At 34.6% G+C, this 12,858-nt stretch carries 15 protein-coding genes; 9 read left to right on the top strand and 6 right to left on the bottom strand.

All coding sequences use genetic code 11. From position 1 onward, the window contains the following. Positions 1-71: 71 nt before the first annotated feature. Positions 72-1,025 (bottom strand): calcium/sodium antiporter, encoded by a 954-nt coding sequence (locus LCM23_RS08250; protein WP_224936508.1) that lies wholly within the window; start codon positions 1,023-1,025, stop codon positions 72-74. A gap of 255 nt (positions 1,026-1,280) precedes the next feature. Between LCM23_RS08250 and LCM23_RS08245 the strand changes: the two genes are divergently transcribed. Beyond that, a complete protein-coding gene (locus LCM23_RS08245) occupies positions 1,281-1,457 on the top strand; it encodes a hypothetical protein (RefSeq protein ID WP_224936507.1) in 177 nt (58 codons plus the stop codon). Positions 1,458-1,460: 3 nt separating this feature from the next. After that, positions 1,461-1,643, top strand: coding sequence for a hypothetical protein (locus tag LCM23_RS08240; protein WP_224936506.1), 183 nt, complete (start codon positions 1,461-1,463; stop codon positions 1,641-1,643). Positions 1,644-1,916: 273 nt separating this feature from the next. On the opposite strand, the gene LCM23_RS08235 is transcribed toward LCM23_RS08240, so the two are convergent. Together LCM23_RS08235 and LCM23_RS08230 are read right to left on the bottom strand one after the other, a co-directional pair. Then, positions 1,917-2,678, bottom strand: a complete 762-nt coding sequence (locus LCM23_RS08235; RefSeq protein WP_224936505.1) for a SurA N-terminal domain-containing protein — start codon at positions 2,676-2,678, stop codon at positions 1,917-1,919. A 264-nt stretch (positions 2,679-2,942) separates the two neighbouring features. Next, positions 2,943-3,122, bottom strand: coding sequence for a hypothetical protein (locus tag LCM23_RS08230; RefSeq protein ID WP_224936504.1), 180 nt, complete (start codon positions 3,120-3,122; stop codon positions 2,943-2,945). Between the two features lie 341 nt (positions 3,123-3,463). Here LCM23_RS08230 and LCM23_RS08225 point away from each other — a divergent pair, with 341 nt between their 5' ends. The 6 genes from LCM23_RS08225 to LCM23_RS08200 are packed head-to-tail and all read left to right on the top strand — an operon-like array spanning position 3,464 to position 7,199. Next, positions 3,464-4,351 carry a prenyltransferase/squalene oxidase repeat-containing protein gene (locus LCM23_RS08225; RefSeq protein ID WP_224936503.1) on the top strand — a complete coding sequence of 296 codons (888 nt, stop codon included), beginning with the start codon at positions 3,464-3,466 and terminating at the stop codon, positions 4,349-4,351. A gap of 28 nt (positions 4,352-4,379) precedes the next feature. After that, a complete protein-coding gene (locus LCM23_RS08220) occupies positions 4,380-5,156 on the top strand; it encodes a hypothetical protein (RefSeq protein ID WP_224936502.1) in 777 nt (258 codons plus the stop codon). Positions 5,157-5,178: 22 nt separating this feature from the next. Next, on the top strand, positions 5,179-5,658 hold the full coding sequence (locus LCM23_RS08215; protein WP_224936501.1) for an NUDIX domain-containing protein: 480 nt from the start codon (positions 5,179-5,181) through the stop codon (positions 5,656-5,658). Between the two features lie 15 nt (positions 5,659-5,673). Then, complete coding sequence (locus LCM23_RS08210; RefSeq protein WP_224936500.1) at positions 5,674-6,312, top strand: NUDIX hydrolase; 639 nt, start codon at positions 5,674-5,676, stop codon at positions 6,310-6,312. Beyond that, positions 6,312-6,686 (top strand): VOC family protein, encoded by a 375-nt coding sequence (locus tag LCM23_RS08205; RefSeq protein ID WP_224936499.1) that lies wholly within the window; start codon positions 6,312-6,314, stop codon positions 6,684-6,686. The genes LCM23_RS08210 and LCM23_RS08205 overlap by 1 nt, the downstream gene beginning before the upstream one ends. Before the next feature lie 54 nt (positions 6,687-6,740). After that, entirely contained in the window at positions 6,741-7,199 is a 459-nt protein-coding gene (locus LCM23_RS08200; RefSeq protein ID WP_224936498.1) for a DinB family protein, read from the top strand. Between the two features lie 2,440 nt (positions 7,200-9,639). Here LCM23_RS08200 and LCM23_RS08195 read toward each other — a convergent pair. After that, on the bottom strand, positions 9,640-10,095 hold the full coding sequence (locus LCM23_RS08195) for a VOC family protein (RefSeq protein WP_224936497.1): 456 nt from the start codon (positions 10,093-10,095) through the stop codon (positions 9,640-9,642). A 76-nt stretch (positions 10,096-10,171) separates the two neighbouring features. Here LCM23_RS08195 and LCM23_RS08190 point away from each other — a divergent pair, with 76 nt between their 5' ends. Beyond that, positions 10,172-11,080: a helix-turn-helix transcriptional regulator gene (locus LCM23_RS08190; protein ID WP_224936496.1), complete on the top strand. Its 909-nt coding sequence runs from the start codon at positions 10,172-10,174 to the stop codon at positions 11,078-11,080. A 244-nt stretch (positions 11,081-11,324) separates the two neighbouring features. Here the strand turns inward: LCM23_RS08190 and pdxT are convergent, their stop codons facing one another. Together pdxT and pdxS are read right to left on the bottom strand one after the other, a co-directional pair. After that, on the bottom strand, positions 11,325-11,918 hold the full coding sequence (pdxT, locus tag LCM23_RS08185; RefSeq protein ID WP_224936495.1) for a pyridoxal 5'-phosphate synthase glutaminase subunit PdxT: 594 nt from the start codon (positions 11,916-11,918) through the stop codon (positions 11,325-11,327). Continuing rightward, entirely contained in the window at positions 11,918-12,805 is an 888-nt protein-coding gene (pdxS, locus tag LCM23_RS08180) for a pyridoxal 5'-phosphate synthase lyase subunit PdxS (RefSeq protein WP_224936494.1), read from the bottom strand. The genes pdxT and pdxS overlap by 1 nt, the downstream gene beginning before the upstream one ends. Positions 12,806-12,858 lie beyond the last annotated feature (53 nt).

Genomic DNA, 12,858 nt, shown 5'->3' with positions numbered 1-12,858 from the left:
AAAAAAAGACTTTCAAACTAGAAATGGAAGTCTTTTTTTATCATGCACATTCAATTATTTTATAGCATTTTTTAATTACGAATAATAATATAAACCAAATAAATAATGTATGCGACAGCGAGAATGAACCCTTCTCTTTTGCCGATTTTAAAACTGGTCCGCGAGAATATAAATAGAACAATCGTTAGGATTATCATAAGAATGACATCAATAAAGACTTTATCATTTACGGCTAATGGTGAGATGGTTGCCGAGGCACCAAGTACAAATAAAATATTAAAAATATTACTACCTACAATATTACCCAAAGCGATTTCGCTCTCTTTTTTTAACGCTGCAGTAATTGAAGTTACTAGTTCTGGTAGAGAGGTACCTATTGCAACAATTGTTAACCCTACTAATGTTTCACTCATACCGAGGGAGTATGCAATTTCTGTCCCGTTGTTAACGACCAAATTCCCACCAAAAATAATGGCCGCTAGACCTATAATCGAAATGAATATATTTTTCCCCCACGTAATGTCTTTAGGAGTAGATATATTTTCTTTATTTTGCCGACTTTTAAGGCCAATTTCAATGACATAGTACATAAATATAGATAAAAATAATAAAAAGACAAGCCCATCACTACGAGTAAGTAAATTACTGTCAAAACCCTGCAATGCTATATCACTCATAAGAATGAGCAAAGTAACACTTGCAAGTAATGTGAAAGGGATTTCTTTTTTTATGGTTTCACTTTGTACTTTCAATGGATATAAAAAGGCTGTAACCCCTACCACAAGTGTGATGTTAAAGATATTGCTTCCCAGCACATTCCCTAGTGAAACATCTGCACTTCCTTCTAGTGCCGCAATAATACTGACAGTAGCCTCAGGTGAACTTGTACCAAATGCCACAATCGTTAACCCAATTAAGATGGGTGGGACTCTTAACAACCTAGCAATATTGGAAGAACCGTCAACAAAAAGATCAGCCCCTTTAATCAATAATGCGAATCCAACAAGTAATAAAATATAAGTCATCATAAGTACTCCTTCATTTTCTTTTATGTATAGTTTTATTCATTATTCTTATCTCTTCACTCCTATTCATACCCTCTTTCGGAGTGGATTAAAATATAGCTTTGATTTATTAATAAAAAAAATATCCAATTATGCTCGTATAAATTTGTATAATATCTTTAAAAAATATTATCGTAAATGATAGAAATGAGTTTTCCTTATTAAACTTTTAAATACTTCCTTAACAACTCCTTATTAAAATTGCATAAGTGAGGTGTGCTTAAATTTGTTGCATTGCTTCTTGAAACAAACGAGAACAATGGTTATCCCATTTCAAGTAATCACTATCCTGTGCTTTACATGCATGATGGTCAAAATCTTTTACGTGATCAAGATGCAATTGGTGGTGACTCTTTGTCATTGGAAAAAGGGTTAGATTACCATAATGCTTAACTAATGATAGTGGGTATTGATAGTATACCGGTGCAAAGAACAGAAGGTTATTGCCCTTGGCAGGCAGGTTTATATAGTGAAAAATTTCATGTTGATAAGCATTTTCGTGTGAATGAACAAAAGTACATTGAGTTTATTACGAAAGAACTGAAGCCTTATAGGGTAGCAATTGCTATCCAATTATAAAAGCAAACAAAGTTATTAATTGTAGAAGGAGGAAAAAACATCATTATGTTCACTTTAAAACCCGAGCGCCAAGAGTCCTATGCAATTATTTTCTTAACCAAGAAGAATGGGGAAAATATTACTCGATAGAATAATCCAATAGGCACCCAAGTTAAGGTCATTCCTACTGGTACCACTGGGAAATTTGTTTATTTTGATAGGTTGAGGTCTTTATAAAGACTACAAGAACCATCAAAAACCCCCACCCAAATGAAGTTTGGATGGGGGGGTTTATTAAATCTTAATATCAACTTTCCCTTTTTCTTTCAAGTCATCAACATGTTGAGCAAGTACTTCTTGTTGTTTTTGCTGTTGGATAGATGCTTTAATTTGTTCTTTTACATCTTCAAGTTTTGGCACTTCTTGATCGGCACCTTCACTTTGTGTTTTTACTTCTTCATACGCTTTTTTGATTTCATCTTCTGATACTTCGCCAGTAGGTACTTCTTTTTCAACGTATTGGTTGAATTGAATGCTATCAGCGATTTGTGCTTTTAATTCTTTTTCATCTAATTTAGATTGCTCTAGAGCAGCTGCAAAGGCTTTTTCATCTTCAAACTGACCTTTTGTCTGCTCAAATTGTTCATTGATATCTTCTTCAGAAGCTTTAATCCCTTTTTTATCTGCTTCTTGAAGGATAAGTGCTTGTCCAACAAGGCTATCAATTACTTGAGTCTTCATTTGTTCAGATGTTTCTTTAGTAGTTGGGTCTTGACCCATTTGTTGCATTTGCCCTTGTAGTGTAGTAAGTGTCAAATTATAATCAACACCTAAGATTTTTTCATCATTCACTACAGCAACAGTTGAATCATCCTCAACCATTTGTTCGTCTAATTTCTTCTGCATTTCTTCTTGTTTTTTCTTATCTTCAGCAGATAATTCAGTGTTTTGCCCTTCGTCCTTCTTCTCAGCATCTTTTGCTTCTTCGTCTCCTCCACAAGCGGCTAAGAAAAGCACCATCAAACTTGTCATTAATAAAACTGTCCATTTCTTCATAATCAATCTCCTTCCTGCAAGCAGAATGATTTTTTGATTAAAATCATCTAGTGCGCATTATATAGTATGTTTGGCTAAAAAGAAACCAATTGACCCTCCAATTATGAGATGTAATCAAATTGAAAAATCAATAAAAATTTTAACTATTTACATATGATACCAGCAAAACAAGAGATTAGCCATTCTTTTCATATTAAAGAGGAAAAAATGCCTGTTCTTTTATTACAAAAGTAACAAAAATTATAAGAATTTTCAGAGGGAATATCACATACTTAAACCTAGATAAGATATGATAGAAAGTAGAAGGATAGAGGATATGCAAATTGCTTTCTTTGCGCGACTTGCACCTTTCAACCAACCCCATCTTTTTCTATCCCTATCAAAGTAAAAATAATCAACAGCAATAATTAATAAGAGAAAAGTAATCATACCTAACAAATTCATTGAAAATTGACCTCCTAAGTTAGAATGTATTCTTCTATAATTATATGGAAGGTTTCTACTATCTATGAAGCTTAAGCAAAAGAATGAGTGATAAGGCGCAAAATGATATCGAATATTAGTGGTGCTTTCATTATTCACGATATATTGCTGACGCGTTTAGTGAATATAATGATTCTTCATCTAGTTCCTTAGATGAAACAATGGCAGAAGGAAAAGAGGCAATAGAAAACGGTGAACAAAGTTTAAACAGCTCTCATCAAGATATGCCAGTAGCCGTGGTCAGTTTTCTAATCTTGACTAACGAGCTCTATTCAAGACGCTATGATTAAGGAGGAGACAGGATGAATAAAAAAACGAAGATTTGGATGCAGCGTAATGCTCGACCACTTGAATTGGCACGATGGGAATACCTATTTGATGGAGGGTCACGAGAAAGGGTCATTCAGTATTTAGCGTCCTACCAAAACGAAGATGGAGGTTTCGGTAATGGATTGGAACCCGATTTCTGGCTGCCAGATTCTTCGGCTATTGCTACATGGTCAGCGTGCCAACAATTAATAGAAGTGAATGCGACTAAGGATGAAAAGATAGTAAGGAATCTCGTCAACTATTTATTACTTTCTTATAATAGAGAAGCGGAACTTTGGCTCACAGTAACACCAGAACATAACCTTTATCCCCATGCCCCTCATTGGCACTATACAAAAGATGTTCAATCTACGTGGATGTATAATCCATCAGTTGAATTAGCTGCCTATTTGATACATTGGTCGAACGAGGAGAGTGAAGCAAATAAGTTGGGATGGCAAGTAATTGAAAAAGCCTTCACCTATCTGCAGCAAGCGGAAGACATGGGATTTCATGAGATTAATAATTATCAGAAGGCAGCTAACTTATTACAGGACAAAATGGGTGATTCCAAAAAAGTGCTTGCTAAAATCCATCAACTAGCAGAGCGAGCGATGAACAAATTACCAGATACATGGGGGAAAAGTTATGGCGCACTACCACTAGATTTAATTCATAATCAAGAGGAACTTCTATATCATCAATATCGCAATCTTGTAGAAGAAAATATTGTTTACTTACATAAAACAATTACAACGGAGGGGGTATGGAACCCTTCTTGGGATTGGGGAGACGATCAGTTGAATTTTGCTGTAGCTAAACAACAATGGATAGGCATTATTGCCATTAATAATCAGCAGAAATTACAGATCTTTCAATAAAATCTTTTGCTTCATAGGAGTTGTTCATATGAACACGGATAAAAACCAATCCATTCTATCATATATAATGAATCTATTAACTACACTCACTTGCATACTTATTCTACTAAATGTTTTCCTTCTAAGTAGTGTTGGTTTTGATTTATATGCATGGAAGCAGTCATATCAGTCATGGGTTTATCTTTACTGCATCATTTATGCTCTACTTGCTGCTGTGGTCATTGACGGGTTTTCGATTAAATTATCTTTATCCATATCAGCTCAGGCCATAATTTATACAGTCGCTGGCTTTATAGCTTTCTTTCCTCTTACGGGAATCAGCTTTTTTACCTTTTTTGCAGGTATATTCGCTGCATTTATAGCTGTTATCTTTTTCTTTTGCTATAAAATCGTGAAACACTATCATAAAAAGCTATGGGGAATTGTTCTACTTCTTCCCATGTTAGTTGTATTATCCAACATAGACTATACAGAGAAGAAAGACTGGCATGATCAAAGGTCAGAAAACTCATTTTCTGCTCAATTTACTCATTTTAATGGTATCCAACCTATTCCTATTTCACTTGCCCGTGGTGAGATAGTCTACATAACCATTCAATTTTTACCTGAAAATGAGGGTGGCTATGGTTATTATATTTTAGACGAAAAAAATCAAGATGTGTCTTATCAGATGATAGAGGCAATCGATCAAGACGTGAACAATTTTCGAATCTATTTTACAGCAGATACAACAGGTGAATATCGTGTTTTCGTAACCGGTTCAGATTTAAAAGGGAGAATAAAAGTCAATTGGGAAGTGAAGTGATTACTGAGTGAGGTTAAGGCAAATGGCCGTTGCGTTTTTAACCAATCGATATGGTGAAGTTTTACTATTACAAAAACCTTCCACGCACGCATTTCTTCCAGGGAAACTCGTTCCAATCGGTGGTCATATGGAGCCAGATGAGCTAAATGACCCAGAACGAGCGATTATAAGAGAAGTGCAGGAAGAGACTGGACTTATTTTAGAAAAACTACAGTTAAGGTATATTGTCCATAGATTAAAAGCAGATGAAAATGAGATAAGGGTTCAATATGTCTTCTTTGCAAGCTTAAAGGAGAATGGACCAATTATTTCTGGTGAGGAGGGAGAATTGTGCTGGATCAGGATGAAAAATTTGGAAAAGGAAAACGTTTCTGAAACGTCGAGGGCCATTGCCAGTCATTATAATGAACACCTGGAAAATGAATTAATCTATACCGGCACAATGAAATCAGACAACGGCAAACCCACTATTACTTGGAGTGTACTAGAAGATTGGTTGTAGGAAAGGACGGCATACATGACTAAAGAATTCTTGAAAATCTTTGATGAACAATATAACGAAATTGGTATAGCAACAAGAGACGACGCGCACGACAATGGCTATTGGCATGAAGTCTTTCATTGTTGGCTACTAAGTCAGGAAGGAGAAACAGACTACCTCATTTTACAGATCAGAAGTGCGCAAAAGAAAGATTATCCTAATTTGCTAGATATTACTGCTGCAGGGCATTTATTAGCGGATGAAACCATTGAAGATGGAGTTAGGGAAGTAGAGGAAGAGCTAGGCATCAATGTCTCTATAAAACAACTTTCCTCAATTGGTATGCTTCGCTATGCCATAGAAACCGAAAAGATGAAAGATAGAGAGCATGCACATGTTTTTTTATATCGTGGATTATTCAACTGGGATCAATTTTCTCTTCAAGAAGAAGAAGTAGCCGGCTTGGTTAAAGTGAAATGGACTGATTTTTGCCGATTATGGGTGGGGGAACAAGATACGATTCCTATTATAGACCGATCTATCTTAGATCCTAGGCAAAGTGATGAGCTGAACACTAATATCACTCAAGCACACTTTGTTCCGCATCCGCCTTCGTTTTATCAAGATGTCATAAGACTGATTCAACCATTGCTAGTAAATAAAGGAGGTAGTTGATGGCTTTCAAAATTGAATTATTTGTAATAGACATGCACCAGTCGATTCATTTTTATCAAGAAATATTAGGATGTAGCCTTATGAAACAAGGGGAGAATAGTGCCTTGTTTAAGAATGAGGATACTTTTCTCTTACTCACAGGAGAATCCATTCTAGACGGGGACCATTACTTCAGAAAAAGGAATTTAGCAAATAAGGGAGTGGGCGTTGAGTTGATTCTAAGTGTGGATGACGTCAATGATCATTACGAGCAAATCACAAAAGTCGCACCAAAAGTCATAGAATCTCCTATTAAACACCAAAGTTGGGGGGCAACTGATTTTAGAGTCATTGACCCAGATGGATATTATATACGGGTAACTTCAAAAGGATAGACCTCCAGTACAGTTGAATATTTGTCTTATAAAAATTTTAGGGGGAAGAGAAATATGCAAAAGGTAGTTGAGGGGATCAATCATTGGATAAAAACATTGCCAGATGAGTACAATTCTATGTCAGAATTAGAAATTTCTAATCGACCATTACCAAATAAATGGTCTAAAAAAGAAATTTTAGGACATTTATGTGACTCTGCGATAAATAATATTGAAAGGTTTATAAAAATTCAGTATGAAGAACAAATGTATGTTATTCAATCATATAATCAAGATCATTGGGTAAAGGTTCAGAATTATCAAGATAGACCGCTGGGTGAAATAGTAAACCTTTTTCAGACATTAAATAAGCAAATTCTCACTATTGTTAAAAATGTTCCTAGCGAAAGCCTATCTAAACTTTGTGACATAGGCAATAATCAACATAAGACACTCGAGTGGCTTATTCAAGATTATCTTTCGCATATGGAACACCATATTCGCAATCAAATTTTAATTAAAAATAACAATTGATAAATTTAGTTCTTATTAGAGAATAAGGCGCTTTTTCGGAGGAAGGAGTGTGCTCTTTTTACATCTATGTATTTATAACAAAAACCAGCTAATGTACTGTCTAGGGATTAGCTGGTTTTTGCTACTAATTGAAATAATGATTTCAGAGACTTTTAATAGGTAGTCGCTAACCCATATCAAGTTCAAAAGTTCCGTATGTATTTTTTTATGGTTATTCCTTTATGAATGGATCTCATTTCTATATGATATTCGTATAGAAAATTCAAAAGCAACGAGTTCTTTCATTTAATAGGCACCTTCATTATTTTATTTTCTGCTTATATTTTATGATTGGATAATAGATTAGACGGTATCTCATTTTCGAACATCGGTATTGTATTTTGTATAATTATCTTCACTATTATCATTTTATTGATTCAAAAAATTATTGATTCAAAAAAGGGGAAAGCGTTAGAAGAAGAAGATAAAAGAGAAGTAAAGCGAACAGAACAGCAACTCTAAAGCAAAAAACTATCTTAGTACATGCTCTTTTTTTATATGAGCTTAAAAAATCCATTTAATTACAATAATATAACTTAGATAATTCAGAAGTACGCTTAAATGAATTGAATCAAGAAGCTGAACAAGGAATTATAACTATTTTATCGGATAAACAATAATTCAAAATGTAGAAGTACAAGGAGTAACAAAAACTGTTAAACACTGGTGGGGGATATACACGATATTTAAATAATAGGGATACTGTAAATGCAATAGATCAATTAAGGGAGTTTGATAAAGATGTAAAATCTAGTTCAACTATTTTGAGAATCTTAAAAATACCTGTACTTGATTTTGTTGCAAGTGTAGTAAGTAACTACGGAAAATTGGTGGCAAGTAGACTTGAAAAGAATAATAAAGGAAACGGTACCATCCTGAGCATAACCTGGGCAATGGTGTTTAATGTGAAAGCTCAATAAAATTGATTAAGTTTCTACTTTTTTTTGTTATTTTTCAAAAAATCCCTTATTGATAAAAGACCATCCAATATTGTTGCTACGACTTCTAAAATCCAAATCATATGATTTTTTCTCCTCTAGTAATCTTAATTGGATGGTTACTTTTTATAATAAACTCGTATTAATCCAATTAGAGTGGAATAAAATGAATAAAATTATTATTCTATAGGAGGAACTATTTTTGGATTCTACATTTAAACAAAGTCGTTTACCCATGATATTAGGAGTAACGTCTATATTATTACCATATATCGGGATTATAGTTGGAGTATTCGGGATTTTGACTTCTTCAAAGGTAATGAAAGACAGGGAATACATTGAAGAAACTAAATGGGCATCAAGGGGTAGAATCCTTAGTATAATTGGAGGTTGCATTCAAATTATCCTTATTATTTTATTATGTTTATCGATTATATTTTATTACATTTTACATAGCATCTGATTCTAATAAAACAAGAGTATTTCTTGACAAATAAATATACAGCACCTATACAATCTAGTAGACATAACGTCACAATATTGGCAGTTACAAAAACCAGAACCCATGTGGAATCTGGCTTTTTCTTTGCACTTTTGTTGGCCTAGTATATTATACATATTAAGAAACAGTGAAAAAGCACGATTCGTTCTTTTTAAACAACGAATGAAAACATAAATAAAACCTTGGTCAACCTCCCCCATTTACTGCCTTTTTTCTTAAAAAAAAGCCACCTTAAGGTGGTTAATCAACTAACAGTCGTTTGGGGTGATTTTCACTAAATACAAATGAAAAACTTCTATTAATTGCCAAGCCCCCATTTGTTTATCATTATTATTCAATCTTTTCTCTTTTTGTCTTCTTTCCAACCTATCCAAATAGCTACGGCTAAAGCAAATGCTACTCCAATATAAGCCATTCAGTACCCCTCCTTTTTGGAAACCGCCCTGATTGTTTACTCATTTTCCGCAAAGCCATTGAGAAATCTACGTTTTAACAGTAACAAGCCTTTTATAATTATTACGAAACAATTGTAGGAAAGGTTTCATTAAAGGGAAAAACTACCTTAAAGTGGCGGTCATTCCGCTTCTTTTTTGGTCAATTTCATTCAGCTTTTCCTCCCCAAATCTCTTTTACTAAAAGTTTGGCCATCAATGAATCTGTTTAAACATACTCTTCTCTATCTCTATAAGACACTATGACACTGTCTTAAAGCAAACTAACGAAATGAGGGGATTGTTTTGATTAAAGAAGAGGAGAAAAAGAAAAATATTTATCGGAATTTTTTAAAAGAGATTACCAATTTTCTTTTATATCAATATTTCTTATTAAATATCTAATCATAGAAATAAAACAAGCCCCGAAATTTCCAAATAATATAGGAAATCTCAGAGGCTAGTTTGTCTATTCTGTTTAGTCTGGGTGTTACGCCAAAAAGGTTGGAGAAATCCCCAATAATAGAAGATTAATCTACATAACCATCTATAAATTTACTTGCCTCACTATTAAACTTCCACATTACCCCAAATCTATCGACTAACATTCCAAAACTTGCTGACCATGGCGTAGAAGAAATCGGCATAATCACAGTACCACCTTCTGAAAGGCTTTCGAAATATTGTTCATTTATTTCGGGATCAGCGTCAATAATACTAATTAAGAGGGTATTACCATTTGTGATATCACCTGTGACAGATTGCATAAAAGGCGGAACATCAGAGATCATTAAAATATTCTCCGAAAACTCCATACGAGATTCCATAATCATATTTTGTTCTTTTTTTGTTAATGGGGCATTGGGATTTTGACCGAAGTCGCCAAATTTTACTATTTTTTTGCTAGTTGCTGATAATGCCTTTGCATAAAAGGCCAATGCTTCTTCTGCTTTTCCATCAAATTGTAGATAATTTATTGCTTTCATATTTTATTCCTCCTTTTCATATTTGAAGTATAATAGTACATAAGCGACATATGTATGTCGTATATCGGAGGAGAATATGAAGAAAATTGAGCGACTTATCTCGATAGTAATGATTTTGTTACAAAAGGAAGTTGTATCGGCTTCAGAATTTAGTCAGCTTTTTCATGTGACGAGAAGAACGATTCAACGTGATATGGAAACATTAAGTTATGCAAAAATCCCTATTTATGCGAAATATGGTGTTGAAGGGGGATATGCGCTAATGGAAGAGTATAAATTTGATAAACGTTTACTAAATCACAAGGATATAGAAAATATACTTATAGCTTTAGCAGGCTTTGAGGGACTGATTACAAATCAAGAAATTCAAACGACTATTCAAAAAATTAGAGGAATGACCAGCACAGATATTTCTCCAAATCTTAATCTATCTTTCTATGATTGGGTTGGGAGAAGGCAATCTAAAGCAGATATTTTATTTATTGAGCAAGCAATTAATAATAATCGGTTATTAAAGTTTGAGTATGTTGACCAAATAGGAAACATAACTTATAGGGTGGTAGAACCTTATAGACTACATTTAAGTGAAATGCATTGGTATCTTTTTGGCTATAACTTAGAACGGAAAGACTATCGAACATTTAAGTTGACGAGGATATTAAACATCCAAAAAGGCGGTTATTTTGATGCAAGAATTAATCAGGAATACAAACATGAAAGACAACACAATAAAGAAAAAACAATGGTTAATGTACATCTATCAATAGATGTTGCTGTAAGGGATCAATTTATCGATAGATATGGGAAAGATGCCGTTAAGAAAGAAGCTGGAACAAGTTACGTTGCAACAATTGAATTGCCTGAGAATCAATATGCTTATCAATTTTTGGCCGGATTTGGTAATAAAGTTAAGATTTTAAAACCAAAAGCATTTATTGTGAAATATGTAAAGTTTTTGGAGGGGGCAGTGAAACTTTATAAATAAAATGGTTACTGCTGTTCTTCTAAACAGCTAAACGGACTCGAAGAAGGAGCGTATTTTTACCGAAGTAAGCAAGTGTGTTTCGTCATCTTGCCATATATAACTTCTCGCGATAAGAAATAGATTTGCAGGTTAGGAAAAGGAGAGTAAATAAATACATAGAGAACCCGGAAAAATTCCTATTAGGAAACAGCTCTTTTCCGGGCATTTCTTTTTAACTTATCTGTAGCAAGGCTCTTTTTGTGATTTAATGAATGGTAGACATTTGATGTGCCTGTTTTACCATCTTGATAAATAATTTCATCCAACGATTTTCCTCTGTTAATTCAGGGTGGAAGGAGGTAACAAGTAGATGACCTTGTTTGGCAGCTACAATTTGGTTATCATATGTAGCTAACACTTCCACATGCTCTGTTACTTCTGTAATAATTGGGGCTCTAATAAATACTGCTGGAACATTGCCTGTGAATCCCTTTACTTGTAACATTGTTTCAAAACTATCCTTTTGTCGACCGAAGGCATTTCGCTTTACACTTATATCCATTAACCGTAAATGCGCTTCACTACCATCAACTAACTCATTAGCTAGTAATACTAAACCCGCACAAGTACCAAAAATCGGTTTCTTTTCTGCTGAAAACTGTTGAATTGGTGCTTTGAATTCATAATAATCAATTAGTTTTCTTATTGCCGTACTTTCTCCACCAGGAATAATTAAAGCATCAAGTGACGGTAGTTCACTTGCTTTTTTTACGGCTACAGCGACTTGCCCGGCTGACTCGATTTGTTTTATGTGCTCAGAAACGGCTCCTTGCAAGGCGAGTACGCCAATTTTTAACATTACCAACCACGCTCCTGCATTCTTTCTTCTAAGGATAATTTAGAAATATCTAATCCTTTCATTGCAGCACCGAGTTCTTGCGAAAGCTTTCCGATTAAATCGTAGTCCTTATAGTGCGTTGTTGCTTGCACAATGCTATGAGCAAACTTTTCTGGATTTTCAGATTTGAAAATACCCGAACCTACAAAGACACCATCAGAACCAAGTTCCATCATGAGAGCAGCGTCTGCTGGCGTGGCAATCCCACCTGCAGCAAAGTTTACTATTGGTAATTTACCACTTTTCTTAATTTCACGAAGGATTTCATATGGTGCACCTAAGAGTTTAGCTTCTGTCATGAGTTCATCATCATTCATCAAAGTGATTTTCCGAATTTGTGCTTGAACTTTTCTCATATGCCTTACTGCTTCAACAATATTACCTGTACCCGGTTCACCTTTCGTTCTTAACATGGATGCACCTTCACCAATTCTTCTTGCTGCTTCACCTAAATCACGACATCCACACACAAATGGAACCGTAAACTCACTTTTTAAAATATGGTACTCTTCATCCGCAGGGGTTAATACTTCACTCTCATCTATGTAATCAACACCCATTGCTTCTAACACTCGTGCTTCAACAATATGTCCAATTCTAGCCTTGGCCATGACAGGAATAGACACTGCCTGCATCACTTCTTCAACAATTCTTGGATCCGCCATGCGAGCGACTCCTCCAGCTGCACGAATATCTGAAGGCACGCGCTCTAATGCCATAACAGCAACTGCGCCTGCTGCTTCAGCGACCTTTGCTTGCTCAGCATTGACGACATCCATAATGACACCGCCTTTTTGCATTTGTGCCATCCCGCGTTTTACTGTTTCTGTACCTACTAATTGACTCATTTTCATTCCTCCATTGCATTTTTCAGATTTGTTTATTAGTATAAAAAGGAACT

This window comes from Cytobacillus kochii (assembly GCF_020171845.1).
In the GTDB taxonomy this organism is placed as follows: Bacteria; Bacillota; Bacilli; order Bacillales; family Cytobacillaceae; genus Cytobacillus; species Cytobacillus kochii.
This window is presented reverse-complemented; position numbering and strand designations above follow the sequence as displayed.

What these genes read in the sequence shown, in the direction of transcription:
- LCM23_RS08225 (WP_224936503.1), top strand. Translation starts at nt 3,464, where the DNA reads ATGAATAAAAAAACGAAGATTTGGATGCAGCGTAATGCTCGACCACTT.
- LCM23_RS08220 (WP_224936502.1), top strand. Translation starts at nt 4,380, where the DNA reads ATGAACACGGATAAAAACCAATCCATTCTATCATATATAATGAATCTA.
- LCM23_RS08190 (WP_224936496.1), top strand. Translation starts at nt 10,172, where the DNA reads ATGAAGAAAATTGAGCGACTTATCTCGATAGTAATGATTTTGTTACAA.
- LCM23_RS08210 (WP_224936500.1), top strand. Translation starts at nt 5,674, where the DNA reads ATGACTAAAGAATTCTTGAAAATCTTTGATGAACAATATAACGAAATT.
- LCM23_RS08250 (WP_224936508.1), bottom strand. Translation starts at nt 1,025, where the DNA reads ATGACTTATATTTTATTACTTGTTGGATTCGCATTATTGATTAAAGGG.
- LCM23_RS08235 (WP_224936505.1), bottom strand. Translation starts at nt 2,678, where the DNA reads ATGAAGAAATGGACAGTTTTATTAATGACAAGTTTGATGGTGCTTTTC.
- pdxS (WP_224936494.1), bottom strand. Translation starts at nt 12,805, where the DNA reads ATGAGTCAATTAGTAGGTACAGAAACAGTAAAACGCGGGATGGCACAA.
- LCM23_RS08230 (WP_224936504.1), bottom strand. Translation starts at nt 3,122, where the DNA reads ATGAATTTGTTAGGTATGATTACTTTTCTCTTATTAATTATTGCTGTT.
- LCM23_RS08200 (WP_224936498.1), top strand. Translation starts at nt 6,741, where the DNA reads ATGCAAAAGGTAGTTGAGGGGATCAATCATTGGATAAAAACATTGCCA.
- LCM23_RS08195 (WP_224936497.1), bottom strand. Translation starts at nt 10,095, where the DNA reads ATGAAAGCAATAAATTATCTACAATTTGATGGAAAAGCAGAAGAAGCA.
- LCM23_RS08240 (WP_224936506.1), top strand. Translation starts at nt 1,461, where the DNA reads ATGATAGTGGGTATTGATAGTATACCGGTGCAAAGAACAGAAGGTTAT.
- LCM23_RS08215 (WP_224936501.1), top strand. Translation starts at nt 5,179, where the DNA reads ATGGCCGTTGCGTTTTTAACCAATCGATATGGTGAAGTTTTACTATTA.
- pdxT (WP_224936495.1), bottom strand. Translation starts at nt 11,918, where the DNA reads ATGTTAAAAATTGGCGTACTCGCCTTGCAAGGAGCCGTTTCTGAGCAC.
- LCM23_RS08205 (WP_224936499.1), top strand. Translation starts at nt 6,312, where the DNA reads ATGGCTTTCAAAATTGAATTATTTGTAATAGACATGCACCAGTCGATT.